The 16,464-nt window shown below is 69.6% G+C and carries 15 protein-coding genes and 1 tRNA gene; 10 read left to right on the top strand and 6 right to left on the bottom strand.

Features of this window, described 5'->3' with window-relative positions; all coding sequences use genetic code 11:
• Positions 1-169 precede the first annotated feature (169 nt).
• From leuB to ACN5KJ_RS06455, 4 genes are all read left to right on the top strand, one after another.
• Positions 170-1,273: a 3-isopropylmalate dehydrogenase gene (gene leuB, locus ACN5KJ_RS06470; RefSeq protein ID WP_347166419.1), complete on the top strand. Its 1,104-nt coding sequence runs from the start codon at positions 170-172 to the stop codon at positions 1,271-1,273.
• A gap of 260 nt (positions 1,274-1,533) precedes the next feature.
• Positions 1,534-2,484, top strand: a complete 951-nt coding sequence (locus ACN5KJ_RS06465) for a DMT family transporter (RefSeq protein WP_347166418.1) — start codon at positions 1,534-1,536, stop codon at positions 2,482-2,484.
• Positions 2,485-2,528: 44 nt separating this feature from the next.
• Positions 2,529-2,605 (top strand) — tRNA-Pro (locus ACN5KJ_RS06460).
• A 221-nt stretch (positions 2,606-2,826) separates the two neighbouring features.
• Positions 2,827-3,423 carry a histidine phosphatase family protein gene (locus tag ACN5KJ_RS06455; RefSeq protein WP_347166417.1) on the top strand — a complete coding sequence of 199 codons (597 nt, stop codon included), beginning with the start codon at positions 2,827-2,829 and terminating at the stop codon, positions 3,421-3,423.
• A 134-nt stretch (positions 3,424-3,557) separates the two neighbouring features.
• Here the strand turns inward: ACN5KJ_RS06455 and ggpS are convergent, their stop codons facing one another.
• Both ggpS and ACN5KJ_RS06445 read right to left on the bottom strand, forming a co-directional pair.
• On the bottom strand, positions 3,558-5,060 hold the full coding sequence (gene ggpS, locus ACN5KJ_RS06450; protein WP_418592742.1) for a glucosylglycerol-phosphate synthase: 1,503 nt from the start codon (positions 5,058-5,060) through the stop codon (positions 3,558-3,560).
• A gap of 4 nt (positions 5,061-5,064) precedes the next feature.
• Complete coding sequence (locus ACN5KJ_RS06445) at positions 5,065-5,847, bottom strand: HAD family hydrolase (protein ID WP_418592740.1); 783 nt, start codon at positions 5,845-5,847, stop codon at positions 5,065-5,067.
• 482 nt (positions 5,848-6,329) lie between these two features.
• Here ACN5KJ_RS06445 and xylB point away from each other — a divergent pair, with 482 nt between their 5' ends.
• From xylB to ACN5KJ_RS06420, 5 genes are read left to right on the top strand one after another with little or no spacing between them, the layout of a single operon-like run.
• Entirely contained in the window at positions 6,330-7,781 is a 1,452-nt protein-coding gene (gene xylB / locus ACN5KJ_RS06440) for a xylulokinase (RefSeq protein WP_418592738.1), read from the top strand.
• 12 nt (positions 7,782-7,793) lie between these two features.
• A complete protein-coding gene (locus ACN5KJ_RS06435; RefSeq protein WP_418592736.1) occupies positions 7,794-8,216 on the top strand; it encodes a hypothetical protein in 423 nt (140 codons plus the stop codon).
• Entirely contained in the window at positions 8,213-9,118 is a 906-nt protein-coding gene (locus tag ACN5KJ_RS06430) for a 2-dehydro-3-deoxygalactonokinase (protein WP_418592734.1), read from the top strand. Before ACN5KJ_RS06435 ends, ACN5KJ_RS06430 begins: the two co-directional genes overlap by 4 nt.
• On the top strand, positions 9,115-9,720 hold the full coding sequence (locus ACN5KJ_RS06425; protein WP_418592733.1) for a 2-dehydro-3-deoxy-6-phosphogalactonate aldolase: 606 nt from the start codon (positions 9,115-9,117) through the stop codon (positions 9,718-9,720). Before ACN5KJ_RS06430 ends, ACN5KJ_RS06425 begins: the two co-directional genes overlap by 4 nt.
• A 60-nt stretch (positions 9,721-9,780) precedes the next feature.
• Positions 9,781-10,482 carry a GntR family transcriptional regulator gene (locus ACN5KJ_RS06420; protein WP_418592731.1) on the top strand — a complete coding sequence of 234 codons (702 nt, stop codon included), beginning with the start codon at positions 9,781-9,783 and terminating at the stop codon, positions 10,480-10,482.
• Positions 10,483-10,548: 66 nt separating this feature from the next.
• Here the strand turns inward: ACN5KJ_RS06420 and rlmN are convergent, their stop codons facing one another.
• Positions 10,549-11,739 (bottom strand): 23S rRNA (adenine(2503)-C(2))-methyltransferase RlmN, encoded by a 1,191-nt coding sequence (gene rlmN / locus ACN5KJ_RS06415; protein ID WP_418592730.1) that lies wholly within the window; start codon positions 11,737-11,739, stop codon positions 10,549-10,551.
• Positions 11,740-11,954: 215 nt separating this feature from the next.
• Complete coding sequence (locus tag ACN5KJ_RS06410; RefSeq protein WP_418592728.1) at positions 11,955-12,485, bottom strand: invasion associated locus B family protein; 531 nt, start codon at positions 12,483-12,485, stop codon at positions 11,955-11,957.
• 168 nt (positions 12,486-12,653) lie between these two features.
• On the opposite strand from ACN5KJ_RS06410, the gene ACN5KJ_RS06405 reads away from it, so the two are divergent.
• Positions 12,654-13,649, top strand: a complete 996-nt coding sequence (locus ACN5KJ_RS06405; RefSeq protein ID WP_418592726.1) for an asparaginase — start codon at positions 12,654-12,656, stop codon at positions 13,647-13,649.
• 83 nt (positions 13,650-13,732) lie between these two features.
• Here ACN5KJ_RS06405 and serB read toward each other — a convergent pair whose 3' ends face one another.
• A complete protein-coding gene (serB, locus tag ACN5KJ_RS06400; protein WP_418592725.1) occupies positions 13,733-14,590 on the bottom strand; it encodes a phosphoserine phosphatase SerB in 858 nt (285 codons plus the stop codon).
• A gap of 114 nt (positions 14,591-14,704) precedes the next feature.
• Positions 14,705-16,360: a Y-family DNA polymerase gene (locus ACN5KJ_RS06395; RefSeq protein ID WP_418592723.1), complete on the bottom strand. Its 1,656-nt coding sequence runs from the start codon at positions 16,358-16,360 to the stop codon at positions 14,705-14,707.
• Positions 16,361-16,464: the final 104 nt, after the last annotated feature.

The following is a 16,464-nucleotide window of genomic DNA, read 5'->3' as shown; positions in this document are numbered from 1 at the left end:
CCTGCCTGACCGTCCGTCCGGTCCGGGTCGACGCGCCAACAGCTCTGGCCAGCCCCGCGTCCGGCTGCCGAAGCCGGTGCCCCGGCGGCCCCCAAAGGGCGCGGCTTTCTTGACGCCCCGTCCTGCCCGCGCTACGCGACTGCGGACCCACGAACAGAGGATGACCCGCATGACCACCCCTTCGCTTCTTATCCTGCCCGGTGACGGGATCGGCCCCGAAGTCATGGCGGAGGTGCGCAAGGTCATCGACTGGTTCGGCGCCAAGCGCGACCTCACCTTCGACGTCTCCGAAGACCTCGTCGGCGGCTGCGCCTATGACAAGCACGGCACGCCCCTGCACGACGACACCATGGCCAAGGCGCAAGAGGTCGACGCGGTGCTTCTGGGCGCCGTCGGCGGGCCGCAGTACGACTCGCTCGACTTCAGCGTCAAGCCCGAGCGCGGCCTGCTGCGCCTGCGCAAGGAAATGGACCTGTTTGCCAACCTGCGCCCGGCCCAGTGCTTCGACGCTCTGGCCGACTTCAGCAGCCTGAAGAAGGACGTCGTCGCCGGTCTCGACATCATGATCGTGCGCGAACTGACCTCGGGCATCTACTTCGGCGAGCCGCGCGGCATCATCGAAGAGGGCAATGAGCGCGTCGGCATCAACACCCAGCGCTACACCGAATCCGAAATCGACCGGGTTGCACGGAACGCCTTCGAGCTTGCGATGAAGCGCAACAAGAAGCTGTGCTCGATGGAAAAGGCCAACGTCATGGAATCCGGCGTGCTGTGGCGCGAGGTCGTGACCGAGGTCGGCAAGGACTACCCCGAGGTCGAGCTGTCGCACATGTACGCCGACGCGGGCGCCATGCAGCTGTGCCGCTGGCCCAAGCAGTTCGACGTGATCGTCACCGACAACCTGTTCGGCGACCTTCTGTCCGACGCCGCCGCCATGCTGACCGGCTCGCTGGGCATGCTGCCCTCTGCCAGCCTCGGCGCGCCGATGGCCAATGGCCGCCCCAAGGCCATGTACGAGCCGGTGCACGGCTCGGCCCCCGACATCGCCGGTCAGGGCAAGGCAAACCCCATCGCCTGCGTGCTCTCCTTCGCCATGGCGCTGCGCTACTCCTTCGATCAGGGCGCAGAGGCGACGCGCCTTGAAAAGGCCATCGAGACCGTGCTGGCGGACGGCTACCGCACCGCCGACCTGCTGGGCGAAGAGGGCAAGGACCCGGTTTCGACCTCGCAGATGGGCGATGCCATCATCGCGGCGCTGGACGCCTCGCTGTAAGACGCTTCCGGCCCCTGCCTCGCGGCGGGGGCCTTTCGATCCGACGCCCCGCCCGTGTTGCGCCACGGGGCCGGAACCGCGCCCGCCGGGAACGCGATCCCCGGGCTGCCCGATCCGCCGCACCCCTGCCCGGACAGTCGCCTTTCGCCAACATCCTTCGGACATGATACGGGAATTGGCCGATGCCCGGCGCGCGGACTTGCATCCCGCAAGGGCCTGTGAATAGCCTCCGGGAAGCGGCTTCAGACAGGCGACGTCCCATGACCTCCAATGCGAAAGGCGCGCTCTTCGCGCTGCTCTCCTTCGGTACTTTCGCAACGCATGACGTCGTGGTGAAGGCCCTTGGCGCGACCTACTCGCCCTTCCAGATCATCTTCTTCTCGACGCTGCTGTCCTTCCCGCTTGTCACCTTCATGCTGATGCGCGACCGCACACCCGGCACGCTGATCCCGGCGCACCCGTGGTGGACGGCGCTGCGCACCGGGGCGGCGGTGATCAACGGCATGTGCGCCTTCTATGCCTTCACCGTGCTGCCCTTGGCCCAGACCTATGCCATCCTCTTCGCCACGCCGCTGGTCATCACCCTTCTGTCGGTGCCGATCCTCGGCGAGAAGGTCGGCTGGCGCCGCGGCCTTGCCGTCTGCGTCGGTCTGGCGGGGGTCATGGTGGTGTTGCGGCCCGGGTCGCACCCGCTGTCCTCGGGGCATCTCGCGGCCATGGGCTGCGCCATCTTCGGCGCGACCTCGGCGATCATCGTGCGCAAGATCGGGCAGGACGAGCGGCCCGCCGTGCTGCTGCTCTACCCGATGGCGGCGAATTTCGTCGTGGTCGGCGGGCTGATGATCGCGGTCTACAAACCCATGCCGCTGCCCGATCTCGGCGGCGCGGCGCTGATTTCCTTGCTGGGCTTCGTCGCGGGGCTGTGCCTGATCGCCGCCTACAAGGCCGGAGAGGCCACCATCGTGGCGCCGATGCAATATTCCCAGATCATCTGGGCGACCGCCTACGGCTGGTTTCTGTTCGGCGAGACGGTGGACGGCTTCACCGTGATCGGCGCCGCCATCATCATTGCCTCGGGCGTCTACATCGTGGTGCGGGAAAGCGCGCGGGGCGGGTCGTCCCAGACGCCGGTGCTGCGCACCCGGTCACGCGGCTACGGCTCGTCTTTTCGGATCTCTCCGTTCCTGCGTCGCACAAATGCCGGAAACTGAGGCTTGCCAAAGGCGCCAGCCTCGGCTATGCCGCCCGCCACGGTCGGAGTGTAGCGCAGCCTGGTAGCGCACCTGCTTCGGGAGCAGGGGGTCGGAGGTTCGAATCCTCTCACTCCGACCAATTTGCAAAGGCCCCCACGGGGCCAGCTCCCTTCAGAACATGATATCGACGCTTGCGCATGTCCTTCTGGACAGTACGCCCTGTCGGCCTGCCCGCTTGCACAAGCGCGGCGATGGCTACCCGGATGGCTGGCCGCCATGCGGTCCGTCCGCGTGTTGACCGCCAGAGACTGCGACGCGAAACTCGCCGTCAGCCCCGGCGTGCCGCCCGATGGATCCCCGATGCCTGTCACCGTTCGATATCTGACTCACCCGCAGGTTCTTATCGAGCCGCGAAAGGACGTCCGGCGCTGGTCGCTGAGCCCCGCCGGGCGCGAACGGGTCGCGGCGCTGGCCGCAGGCCTCGGGTCCCTCTCGCAGACGCGCAGGGTGATCAGCAGCGACGAGACGAAGGCGGTCGAGACCGCCGCCCCGCTGGCCCAGGCGCTGGGGGTCGGGCTGGAGATACGGCCGCGCATGCATGAGAACGACCGCAGCGCGACGGGCTTCCTGCCCCCGGCGGAATTCGAAGCGGTGGCAGACCGGTTCTTCGCCGAACCCGCCAGCAGCGTGCGGGGCTGGGAGACGGCGGAAGATGCGCAGCGGCGCATCCTGTCGGAAGTCGATGCCTGCCTCGCGGCTCCGCAAGAGGGGGACGTTCTCTTCGTCGGTCACGGCGCGGTCGGGACGCTTCTGTTCTGCGCCCTGTCCGGCCTCGGGATCGACCGCCGCTTTGATCAGGGCCCCGGCGGCGGCGGATGCTGGTTTCAGTTCGACATCCAGCACAGGCAGCCGCGACAGCGCTGGCAGCCGATGGAAGCCCTGATCGCCGGCGGCTGAGGGCGCGCAGCCGTGGTACAGGCCGCCCCGATCAACCGGGCAACGCCTTGTGCACAGGCCCGGCGCGGCGTTTCCCCTATGCCGATCGCGCGCCGATCCCGATATCGCCGCTGTCCCGCCGGGGTGTGACGGCGCTATTCGGCGGCAAGGCCACGTCCGGCGCCAAGGCTCTTGTCGAAGCCCTTCATCTGATCCTCGGCCCAGAAACGCACGTCCTGCCGGGCCACGATCTCGCGATTCTCCGCCATGCGCCCCCGGCGCTCGGCCTCGTCCAGCTGAAGGGCGAAGAGAATCGCGCTGTCCATGGACTTGTGAGAGAAGGGGTTCGTCGGCACCGCCGCGCCCAGTTCCACCGCCGCCCCGGCGAATTCCGACAGCACCAGAACGCCGTCGCCGTCGGTCCGCGCCGCGCAGTATTCCTTGCAGACAAGGTTCATCCCGTCCGCCAGCGGCGTGATCCAGGCGACCTCGGCGGCGCGGTAATAGGCCACGAGATCCCTGAAGGGCACCGGGCGCGAGATCAGCGCCACCGGCTGCCATTCGAAGGTGCCGTAGCGCCCGTTGATGCGGCCCGCGATGGCCTCCAGCGCCTCCTGTATCTCGACATAGGCGGTCATGTTGGCGTTGGCGGCGACCGAAACATGCATCAGCCGCACCGTGCCGCGCAGCTCGGGGTTCGATTCCAGCAGCCGCTCGAAGCTTTCAAGCTGCTCGATGCCGCCCTTGGTGTAGTCCGTGCGCCCGACCGAGAGGATCAGCTTGGCCTCGCCCTTCTCGGCGCGGATCTGCTGCACGCGGGCCTCGGTCTCTTGGCTGCGGGCCAGCGTCTCGATGTAATCCACGTCCACGCCGACCGGGCTGGCCTGCAGCCGCACGGTCCGGCCCTGATAGTCGAGGTCGGTGACCACGGACTGTTCCGACAGGGCCGAGGTTTCGGTGGTCATCTCGGGCTTCACCTTCTGGCGCTTCAGCGTCTCGACCTCCAGCAGCGAGCGCGCGGCAGAGACGAAGTTGTTCACGTAGCGCGGGATGTGGAAGCCCACGACATCGCAGCACAGCAGCGATTCGAGGATCTCCTTGCGCCACGGCAGCACGTTGAAGATATCGGCGCCCGGAAAGGGCGTGTGGTGGAAGAAACTGATCTTCACGTCGGGCCGCAGCGTGCGCAGGTAGCCCGGCACCAGCCACAGGTTGTAGTCGTGCACCCAGACCACGGCGCCCTGTGCGGCCTCTGCGGCGGCAGCCTCGGCAAAGGCCCAGTTCACCTCTCGGAAGGTCGGCCAGTCGACCGGGTCGTAATTGTAGCGCTCCTTGAAGCCGTGCAGGATCGGCCAGAAGGCCTCTTTCGACGAAACGTGGTAGAAGCTGCTGACCTGTTCCTTGGTCAGCGGCAGGCGCGAAACCGTGTATGTGCCGTGCTGGTCGTCGATCTCGATCACCCGCTCGAAGCCGGGGTTGGCCGGGTCGGCGGCCTCTTTCCACGCCACCCAGGCGCCCTTGTCGACGCGCCCGAAAAAGCTTTTCAGCGTCGGCACGATGCCGTTCGGGCTTTTGTTCTCGCGGTATTCGGTTTTGCCGTTCACCGCGACCTCTTCGTAGGGCTGGCGGTGATAGACGATGACCAGATCGGACGGCATGGGGTCAGGCTCCTTTCGGGATATCGTGAAGGTCAAGCGCGGCGATGGCTTCCAGGATGCCGGCGGCGCCATGGGCTTCCGCTTGGTAAACCGTGGGGTGGCCCGCCAGTTCCGCCACAAGCGCCGGTTCGGAATTGCCGACCGCGACGGCGGGCAGGCCCGACACCAGCATCGACAGGTCGTTCAGCGTGTCCCCGGCGCAAAGCACGCGCGCCTCGGGGATGTTCAGGTACTGCACCAACCGCCGGATGGACGGCCCCTTCGACACGCCGCGCGGCAGCACGTCGAAATAGCGGTTGTCGGAAATCAGCCAGTCGTGGCCCAGATCCGCGACGATCTGCTTGGCGGAAGGATCGAAACCCGCCGCGTCGAGGTCATAGCTGACCCGGTAGCGAAAGGCGGTGGGTTGCAGCGTCAGGCCCGGGTGCCCCTCCAGCAGGGCGGCGACCTGCGGCCCGGCCTCGCCCCAGCGGTCCGCGATATCCTGTTCCAGTGCCGGGATCGGATCGACATGGCCATCGGGGCGGACCTCGGCGATGGTGGTGCCCACGTCACCCACCACGTATTCCGGCCAGGGCAGCCCCTCTTCGCGGCACATCTGCATGATGAAGGCCGGGTCGCGCCCGGTGACGAAGATCAGCCCGACAGAGGCGCGGTTCTCCTCGATCCATCGGTACAGCCGTGCCCGGGCATCGTCGGTCCCGCCAAGGAAGGTGCCGTCGAGGTCGGTCGCCAGAACCATGCGGCGGTCGGCGATCACGGGACGGGGGGAGGCATGGACAGTCATCGGTTTTCTCCGAATGGCAGCGACATCTCGGGCAGGGGATGCGCCCGCGACAGGCCGGGCGCGGCAGGGTGCAAGGGATCGGGGGGCGCGGACTTGGGTGCGCAATCCTTCATGAGAGCTCCTTTCGGGGGCTCGGGGCGGGCTGACAGGGCAGATGACGCGCAGCCCGCCGGAAGGTCCGGCCCGTGTGCGGGGCGAGGGCACGGCAGGTGCCCGGCGCGGCGATGACCCGAGGACTGCACTGCCCCCGAGGCGGGTCAAGGCGTCTGACCCATGACGAAAGGGTAGGCCCGCGTGCCCGGGGGTCAAGGCAAAATTGCCGCAGCGCAGCGAAAGCCTTGCAAAGCCCCGCCTTTCCGCCTGCGAAAGGGGATGTTAGGGGTAACATCGTCCGAAACGCGGCAGGCGGCGGACCCGCGGGGCAGTTGCGCCCCGGCGGGCTGCATGACAGCCTGCGGCGCAGCCATCGGGGAGCGCGGGGCATGAGCTATCTGGGGATCGATCTGGGCACCTCGGGCCTGCGCGCCCTGCTGACCGACGACGGCGGCGCGCCCCTTGCTTCGGTTGAACGGCACTACGGCCTGTCGCACCCGCACCCCGGCTGGTCCGAGCAGGACCCGGCCCTGTGGATCGCGGCGCTGGAAGGGGCGGTCGAGGACTTGCGCCGCACCCAGCCCGCCTTTGCCGCGCTGCGCGGCATCGCGGTGGCGGGCCACATGCACGGCGCCACGCTTCTCGATGCCTCGGACGCGGTCCTGCGGCCCTGCATCCTGTGGAACGACAGCCGCGCACACGCAGAGGCGGCGGCGCTGGATGCCACGCCGGGCCTGCGCGAGACCTCGGGCAATATCGTCTTTCCGGGCTTTACCGCGCCCAAGCTGGCCTGGGTGCGGAAACACGAGCCCGAGATCTTTGCGCGCGTCGCCAAGGTGCTGCTGCCCGCCGCCTACCTGAACCTCTACCTGACCGGCCTGTATGTCGCGGATATGTCTGACAGCGCCGGAACCGCGTGGCTGGACACCGGCGCGCGCGACTGGTCCGACGCGCTGCTGGGCGCCGGGGGCATGCGCCGCGATCAGATGCCCCGCCTTGTCGAGGGATCAGAGGCCGCCGGCCCCCTGCGCGAGACGCTGCGCCGCACCTGGGGGCTGGACGGTCCGGTGACCGTCGCGGGCGGCGCCGGGGACAACGCCGCCGCCGCCTGCGGGATCGGCGCGCTGAGCGACGGGCAGGGCTTCGTCTCGCTCGGCACCTCGGGCGTGCTGCTGGCGGCGCGGGACGGCTATGCGCCCGACCCGGCCAGCGCGGTCCACAGCTTTTGCCATGCCGTTCCGGGCCGCTGGTACCAGATGGGCGTGATGCTGTCGGCCACCGACAGCCTGAACTGGCTGTCCTCGATCACCGGCCCGACCCCGGCGGAGCTGACCGCGCCGCTGGGCGAGACGGTCAGGGCCCCCGGCCCCGTGCGCTTCCTGCCCTACCTCAGCGGCGAGCGCACGCCCCACAACGACGCCGCCATGCGCGGCAGCTTTACCGGACTGGGGTCGGGCACCACGCGCGACGACCTGACCCGTGCCGTGCTGGAAGGCGTGGCCTTCGGCCTGCGCGACTCGCTGGATGCGCTGCAGGGCACCGGTGCGCGACTGGACAGCCTGCTTGCGATCGGCGGCGGGGCGCGCTCGCGCTACTGGCTGAAGCTCATTGCCAGCACCTTCGGCCTGCCCCTTGTGCTGCCAGCGGATGCCGAATTCGGCGCCGCGCTGGGGGCCGCGCGGCTGGCGCTGTGTGCCGAGACCGGCGCCGCGCCGGAACAGGTCATGACTGCCCCCGGCACCGCCACGCAGATCGACCCCGATCCCGCCCTGGTCGAGGCCTGCGCGGCGGCCCACCGGCAGTTTCGCGCCGCCTATCCCGCCATCCACGCCATCCAGTAGGAAGGGGCGACGGTGCGGCGGATCCTTCACGCAGGCTTTGACAAGGCCGGAACCACCAGCGCCCGGACGGCACTGGCCGTCAATGCCGCGCGGCTGGCGCCGCACCTGCGGCTGCTTGGGCGCGAGGGCCTGCACCCGGGCCGCGCCGCGCAATGGCCCGCCTTGGCCGAGAGCGCGCAACAGCGGTCCAATGGCCCGTTGACGCCGCTGCCCGGGACGGCGCGCGACGCAGTGACCAACAGCCCAGCCGCCAATGCCCGGCCCAAGGCGGGGCGGGAAGCGGCCTGTCCGGGGCTCAACCGCAGCGGCCAGACAGATATCCGTGTTGCGCGCATCAGGGCCATGCTTCAGATCGGGACGGGACGGGATGGCGGCAGGGCCGTGGACAGCGGCAATCAGGACGACGACCGGAACGCAGACGGGGGAAAGACATGACGACAGAAACGCCGGTGGCCTGGATTGCCGCCGACTGGGGGACCTCGCATCTGCGGGTCTGGCTGATGGACGCAGAGGACCGGGTGATCCGTCGCCTGACCTCGGACAGGGGCATGGGCGGGCTGGCCCCCGATGCCTTTGAATCGGCGTTGCTGGACCTTGTCGGTGACACCCTGGGCGAGGGTGTGACCGACGTGCTGATCTGCGGCATGGCGGGCGCACGGCAGGGCTGGGCCGAGGTGCCCTATGCCAAGGTGCCCTGCCCCGCGCCCACCGCCGCCATGAAAATCCTGACCGCCGACCCGCGCCTGTCGGTGCGCATCCTGCCGGGCCTGTCGCAGGCCCAGCCGCCCGACGTGATGCGCGGCGAGGAAACCCAGATCGGCGGCTTCCTCGCGCTAGAGCGGGGCTTTGACGGGGTGCTCTGCCTGCCCGGGACGCATTGCAAATGGGCCCATGTCAGCGCGTCCGAGATCGTGTCCTTCCGCACCTTCATGACCGGCGAGGTCTTTGCCCTGCTGACCAAACACTCGGTCCTGCGCCATTCCACCGGCGGCGACGACTGGGACGCGGCGGCCTTTGACGCGGCGGTGTCGGACGCGCTGTCCAAGCCCGGGCGGCTGTTGTCCGACCTCTTCACCCTGCGCGCCAACGGGCTGCTGAACGGCACCGGCGCGGGGGTGTCGCGGGCGCGACTCTCGGGCCTGCTGATCGGCGCGGAACTGGCGGCGGCGCGGCCCTACTGGCTGGGCCAGCCGGTGGTGATCCTCGGCGAGGACGCGCTGGCAAGAAACTACCTCGCAGCGCTGACCGCGCAGGGCGCGGAGGCGCGCAGCGTCGCCGCCGAAGACATCACGCTGGCGGGGCTGAAAGCCGCGCGCACCGGAAAGGACAAGACATGACCCGGGACATCATCGCCATCCTGCGCGGGCTGACCCCCGACGAGGCGGAGCCCATGGCCGAGGCGCTGATCGCCGCCGGCATCACCCGGATCGAGGTGCCGCTGAACTCTCCGCAGCCCTTCGACAGCATCGCGCGGATGATCGCCGTCGCGGGCAGCGACGCCGTGATCGGCGCGGGCACGGTGCTGGACCCGGCGGACGTGCTGCGGCTGGCGCAGATCGGCGCGCGGATGGTCGTGTCGCCCGACTGCAACCCGCGCGTGATCGTGGCGACCAAGGGCGCGGGGCTGCTGTCCTACCCCGGCGTCTTCACCGCGACAGAGGCCTTCACCGCGCTGCGCAACGGCGCCGACGGGCTGAAGTTCTTCCCCGCCTTCAAGCTGGGCCTCGACGGCTTTTCGGCGCTGAAGGCGGTGCTGCCCGCCGAGGCGCCGACCTATGCCGTGGGCGGTGTCGGCCCCGAGAACTTCGCCGACTGGCGCAGGGCCGGGATCACCGGCTTCGGCATCGGGTCCAACCTCTACAAGCCGGGCCGCCCGGTGGCCGAGGTCGCGGCCCGCGCGACAGAGATGGTTGCCGCCTTTGATGCCGCCTTTGCCTGAGGCTTGACCCACTGCATGCAGGATGCATGCTGAATGCAGGCCGTATGCAAAGGAAAAGCCATGGACCGCAAGACCGAAGCGCACAGCACGCTGAAGGCCCGCATCCTGTCGCAGGCGCTGGCGCCGGGCGCAGAGCTGGACGAAACGCGGCTGGCGCAGGAATTCGGCCTGTCGCGCACGCCCCTGCGCGAGATCCTGCAAGGCCTTGTCTCCGAGGGCTATGCCAGTGCGCAGAAACACCGGGGCGCCCGGGTGGCGGGTATGGAGGCGGCCAGCCTGCGCGCCTTCTTCCAGACCGCACCCGGATTGCTGGCCACGGCGGCACGGCTGGCCAGCACCGAAGGCGCGCCCAGGCAGGCGGAGGCCCTGCAAGAGGCGCTGTCGGCGATCCGCGTCGCGACAGAGGCGGACGACGCGACCGCCGCCGCGCTGGCGACCCACGCGCTGCTGCATCAGATCGGGGAGATGACCGCCAATCCCTACCTGCGCCCCGCCCTGACCCGCGTGCTGATCGACTACACCCGACTGTCGGCCCCGGTCTTCGAAACCTCGGGCAAGAAGGACCGCAAGCAGCTGCGCAAGCTTCTGGCGCAGAAGGAAATCCTGGTGCAGACGATCACCGCGCAGGACCCCGCGCAGGCGGCAGAGGCGATGCGGGCGCTGTGGCAGATGGCGCAAACCCGCATGATGGCGCGCCTGCAACCGGAGCCGCTGCCCGAAGAACCGGATGAAACGGAGCAGCCGCCCGCGCCCGCAGGCTGATCCGCCCGGACGCGGCGCGTCACCGCGCCGCTTGCGGCGCCCCCCCGTCGCAAAGCCCGCAGGCGGTCAGAGACCGGCGTCCTGCGCGATCTGAGCCCGCGACTTGCGGGCGCGTTCCGTGGCGGACTTCAGCTGGCCGCAGGCGGCCATGATGTCCTCGCCCCGGGGCGTGCGGATCGGCGAGGCGTACCCGGCCTTGTGCACGATATCGGCGAAACGCTCGATCCGCTCCCAGTCCGACCGCTGGTAGGGCGCGCCGGGCCATTCGTTGAAGGGGATCAGGTTGATCTTGGCCGGGATGCCCTGGATCAGCTTCACCAGCCGCCGCGCGTCGGCGTCCGTGTCGTTCACGTCCTTCAGCATCACGTATTCAAAGGTGATCCGCTCGGAATTCGACAGGCGCGGGTATTCGCGCAGCGCGTTCAGCAGCTGCTCGATGTTCCAGCGCTTGTTGATCGGCACCAGCTTGTTGCGCACCTCGTCCGTGGTGGCGTGGAAGCTGACCGCCATCAGGCAGCCGATTTCCTCGGCGCATTTGGCGATCTCGGGCACCACGCCCGAGGTCGACAGCGTGATGCGGCGGCGCGACAGGGCGATGCCCTCGCCATCCATGGCGATCTTCATCGCGTCGCGCACGTTGTCGAAGTTGTACAGCGGCTCTCCCATGCCCATCAGCACGATATTGGACAGCAGGCGCGGGCCGTTGTCCCCCGTGCCGGTGCCGGGCGCGGGCCATTCGTCGAGATCGTCGCGCGCCAGCATGATCTGGCCGACGATTTCCCCGGCGGTCAGGTTGCGCACCAGCTTCTGCGTGCCGGTGTGGCAGAAGGAACAGGTCAGCGTGCAGCCGACCTGGCTGGAAATGCACAGCGTGCCGCGATCGGTCTCGGGGATATAGACCACCTCGACCTCGTGCCCGCCGGCGATGCGGACGAGGTACTTGCGCGTGCCATCGGCAGAGACCTGCTTCGACACGATTTCCGGCAGGTCGATGGTGAATTTCTCGGCCAGAAGCGCGCGGTAGGGCTTGGCCAGGTTGGTCATCGCCTCGAACTCGCGCACACCCCAGTGATAGAGCCACTGCCAGATCTGGTTGACCCGCATCTTGGCCTGCTTCTCGGGCGTTCCCGCCTCGATCAGCGCCTCGCGCAGGGCGGTGCGGGTCAACCCGATCAGGTTGACCTTGCCGCCTTCGCCCTCGGGCAGCTTGCGGGGGATCGTCAGGACGTCCTGGGTGATGGGTGTTTCGGCGGTCACGGCAGCGAGTCTCCGGGTTCAGAAGCGGCGCGTATACACCATTTGGGGCTTCAGGGAAACGGCATCAACGGGCGCGTCATGGTGACACGCCCGCAAACTGGCCTGGTCTGGTGCGGCGGGTCCGCAGTCGTTCGACGGACCCGTGATCGGTCTGGCTGGCGATGCACCGCTCGAACACCCATGTCCGATGATGGTTCACCGCGGCACAGGCGCTCTTAGCTGGAACAGCGCTGCGCGGCATCCTCGACGGCGGCGGTGAAGCCGAGCAGCGAGAAGGTGTCTTTCGTCGTGGTGCCCCGGCTCGACCGGGCGGTGGCCACGGCATCGGCGCCGCGCTTCATCGCGGTGATCAGGCGCGCGTCGTCCTGCGGCGTGGCCGGCCAGGCCCATTCGCCCTCGGTATAAAGCTCGAAGGTGGTGCCGCCGATGTCCAGCTCGACCGTGGAGCCGCTGGCGAAGGGATACCCGCCGGTAAAGGCGACCTGACCGCTGACACCCGCCCCCGGACGGTGGAAGACCATCAGCAGGATCTCGCCCCGCGTCACGGCGACAACCCGCCCGTCCTTGGTGTTGACGCTTTCCTTGTAGGTGGTCACCGCCCAGCATTCGCGCGGATCGTTGCCTTCGAAGACAGACCAGTCGGTCATCGAATCGACGCGGTTGGTGCTGGAGTCCTGTGCCGATGCCATGCCTGCACCGAGCGCCAGCACACACGCACCCAAGACCCGCCCAAGTCCTGAAATCATTTCTGCAGCCTCCAGCTGACTGTGCCCCATTTTCTCTGCCCCTTGCCCGCCTTTTCATGGCGTTTGAGGTATATGGGCATTGTGTCTCGACGGCGGGACAATAGCCTGAAAAAACCGGGGCGTGAAAGCCCTGTTGGCAGATTATCGCTCAAGCGTGAGGTGCATGTTATGACCGGCCCCCATCCCATGGTCGAAATTCATCGCGGCGGTTTTGTCGAAAGCCGTCACGGCGGGCACGCCGTGGTTTGCGATTCCGGCGGCACGATCGTCGAGGCCTGGGGCGACCCGGATGCGGTGATCCTGCCGCGAAGCGCCGCCAAGATGCTGCAGGCGCTGCCGCTGGTGGCCTCGGGCGCGGCGCGGGCGGCGGGGCTGGGGCCGCGCCAACTGGCGCTGGCCTGTGCCTCGCATCAGGGCGCGCCGCTGCACGTGGCCGAGGTCGGCACATGGCTGGAGCGGCTGGGCCTGAGAGCCGAGGATCTGCGCTGCGGCCCCGAACCCTCACGCGACAAGACCCTGCGGTTCGAGATGATCCGCACCGGGCAGAGGCCCGGGCGGATTCACAACAACTGTTCCGGCAAGCACACCGGCTTTCTGACGCTGGCGCGGCATCTGGGGACCGGGCCGGATTACGTGGCGCCCGAGCATCCGGTGCAACGCGCCTGCCGGGCGCATTTCGAGGACATGACCGGCGCCCCCAGTCCCGGCTTCGGGATCGACGGCTGTTCCGCCCCGAACTTCGCGACAACCGTGGCCGGGCTGGCGCGGGCCATGGCGCGCATGGCGGGGGCCGCCGGTCGGGCCGGGGCGGCAGAGCAGGCCAGCGCCGCACTGGTCGAGGCCATGATCGCGCATCCGGATCTGGTGGCCGGAGAAGGCCGCGCCTGCACGCTGCTGATGCGCGCGGCCTCAGAGCCGGTGGCGATCAAGACCGGGGCCGAGGGGGTCTTTGTGGCGATCCTGCCGCAGCGCGGGCTTGGGCTGGCGCTGAAGATCGCCGACGGGGCGACCCGCGCCTCGGAATGCGCGGTGGCGGCGCTGCTGGTCCGGCTGGGCGTGCTGGAGGCCGGCCACCCGGATGTCGCGCGCTTCCTGAACCCGCCGATCCGCAACTGGGACGGCCAGGTGACGGGCGAGATCCGCACGGCGGACCGTTTCGGCTGAACGCGCGAAGTCTTCGAAGACTTCGCACCGGAAATCGGCGCGATTTCCGCCACCGGCACCGGGCACCGCGCGCCCGCAGGCCGTCACCAGTCGCGCATGTAGCCCTGCAGGTACAACAGCGCGGTCAGGTCGCCGTGGTTCACGCGCAACTCGCATTGCGCCTGAACGCTGGGCTTGGCATGCAGGGCGACGCCCATGCCCGCGCGGCCCAGCATGCCCAGATCGTTGGCCCCGTCGCCCACCGCGAGCACCTCCGCGGGGGTGAGGCCCAGCCGCGCGGTGATCGTCTCCAGCGCCTGCACCTTGGCCTCGCGGCCAAGGATCGGGCGCCCGACCTCTCCGGTCAGCAGGCCGTCTTCGACCAGCAGGGTATTGGCCTGGTTCTCGTCGAAGCCCAGCAGCGCCGCGACCCGCCCGGTGAAGGCTGTGAACCCGCCGGAGACCAGCGCGCAGTGCCCGCCTTCCGCATGCATGCGGTCCAGCAGGGTCCGACCGCCGGGCATCAGGGTGATGCGGGTCTCGACCACACGGTCGATGACCGCCTCGGGCAGGCCCTTCAGCAGGGCGACCCGCTCGATCAGGGCGCCCTCGAAATCCAGCTCGCCGTTCATCGCCCGCGCGGTGATGTCCTTGACATGGGCGCCCACCCCGGCCTCTTCGGCCAGTTCGTCGATGCACTCCTGCTGGATCATGGTGCTGTCCATATCCGCCAGAAGCATCCGCTTGCGGCGCCCTTCGGCGGCCACGAGGTTCAGGTCGGCCATATCGGCCACCTCTGCGCGGAGCCGGTCGAACTCGGCGGGGCGCGTCGCGACCGGGAATTCCGCCGCCTCGTCCGGGGCCAGCCAGTCCACGGTGCCGCCACCGCAGGCGTTGCGGAGGCTTTCGACGAGGGCGGCATCAAGCCCGCCGGGCCGGGCGATCAGCGATACGATGAACATGGGCGGTCCCTTTGCCGGTTTCGGCGCGGTTTTGGCATCAAGCGCCCCGCTTGACCAGAGCGCCAAATGTCTTCGAAGACATTTGCCCGGATTTTCGAAAATCCGGCGCCCGGGTCAGGCGAAGCTGCCCTGACAGAACCAGCCCGGGGACAGCCTGTCGCCATGGGCGTAGTACAGCCACAGCCGTTCCCCGTGATCGGTATCCACAAGCCAGTAGTCGCGCGGGCCGCTGCGCCACTCCGGGTCGTCGAACCACCACTCCGGCAGGATGCGTTCCGGCCCGGTGGCCTGCGTCACCCGCCAGTCGCGGCGGCGCCAGCGCAGCCGCTCGGGCGGGCGCGGCACGTCGGGCGCCATGACCGGTTCCGGCGGCCAGAGCATCAGCGGGCGCGGCCCCGGCGGCGCGGGCCAGTCCGGCGCCGGGGCCGACCATGCCGCCGCCAGCACCTGCGCGGCCTTCTCGGGGATGTGGCTTTGCGCCGGGTGGCGGCGGGTCACCGCCTCCATCCCCAGCCGCGCGCCGAGCCGCCCGATCAGGTCCTCCAGCGCCGCACCGCCCGCCAGGCGCCGGGCGCCTTGGGCCGCTGCCTCGAGGTGGCCGGCGGCGGTGCGGGCGTGCAGCGGCTCGTGCTGCACCGCTTCCAGCCGCAGCATGTCGATGCCCGGGCCCGCGTCGAAGGCCCCGACCCGCATCCGCAAGAGATCCATCAGCCGCGCCGCCTCGGCGCTGGCCACGGCGGCGGTCACCACCTGCCACTGCATGACATGATCGCAGCGGTGCGCCTCGACCCGCAGCACCCGCGCGCCACGCCCCTGCCCCGTCAGAAGGGTGCACAGACGCTCTGTCATCCGCCGCAGCGCCTCTGTCACGTCCTCTTCCAGCCCGATCGGATCGGGAAGGGACAGGCGGACGGCAAAGCGCCGGGGCGGCGCGGTCGGAGAGACCGGTTCCTGCGCGCTGCCCAGCGCCTGATCGAGCCGGTCCAGAAGGCCGCGCCCGAAGCGGCGGGTGACGCTGGCGCGCGGCAGCCCCAGCAGGTCCTGCACCCGGCGCAGGCCCAGCCGGTTCAGCTGTTCGCAGGTCGCCGCGTCCAGCCGCAGGGCCGCCACCGGCAGCGGCGCCAGCGCGCGCCAGGTCTCTCCGGGCCGGGCGATGGTGCCCGCGCCGGTGGCCCGCACCGCCGGGGGCAGGGTGGCGCCACCGCGCTCCCAGTGGCGGCGCTTGCCGGCGCGGGCGCGGGTGGCGGGCGCCTCCTGGTCGATGGCATCGCCCGTGCGCGCCGTCCCGGGCCGTGCTCCCGCGTAGCGCGCCAGCGCCCATGCCCCGCCCAGCGTGTCGGCGATGCCCACCCGCGCCGTCAGCCCGAGGTCGGCGCAATCCTGCACCACCTGCGTGGCCAGCGCCTCTTCGCCGCCGAAGAGATGCGCGCAACCGGTCAGATCGATCACCAGCGCGGCGGGCGGCTCCGCCGAAACCCAGGGCGAGAACTTGCCCGCCCAGCGGTGCAGCGTGCCAAGGAAGGCGGCCTCGCGATGCGCCACGCGGGGGCGCGTCAGCAGGTCGGCGCACATGGCGTAGGCGTCGCGCAGCGGCTGCCCCGGATAAAGCCCCGCCTGCGAGGCCGCCAGCGACAGCGACCCCAGCACCTGCGCCGGGCCATCCTCGTCCACCGTGGCAAAGGGCAGTTCGGCCAGGTGCGGCTCTGCCCGGATCAGGCGTTCGGCACCGAGGCGGGGAAACCAGAGCGAGAGGATACGGCGGGCGGGCATGCGGGAATCGACAGCATATGTTCGCCTTATGTTCTACAATGTCGATACGGGCCGAGTCGAGTCCGCTCTGCGCGCTTTCTGCGCCGCACGGCCCTCTGCCGGCG

The sequence above is a fragment of the Ponticoccus sp. (in: a-proteobacteria) genome (assembly GCF_048381735.1).
This window is presented reverse-complemented; position numbering and strand designations above follow the sequence as displayed.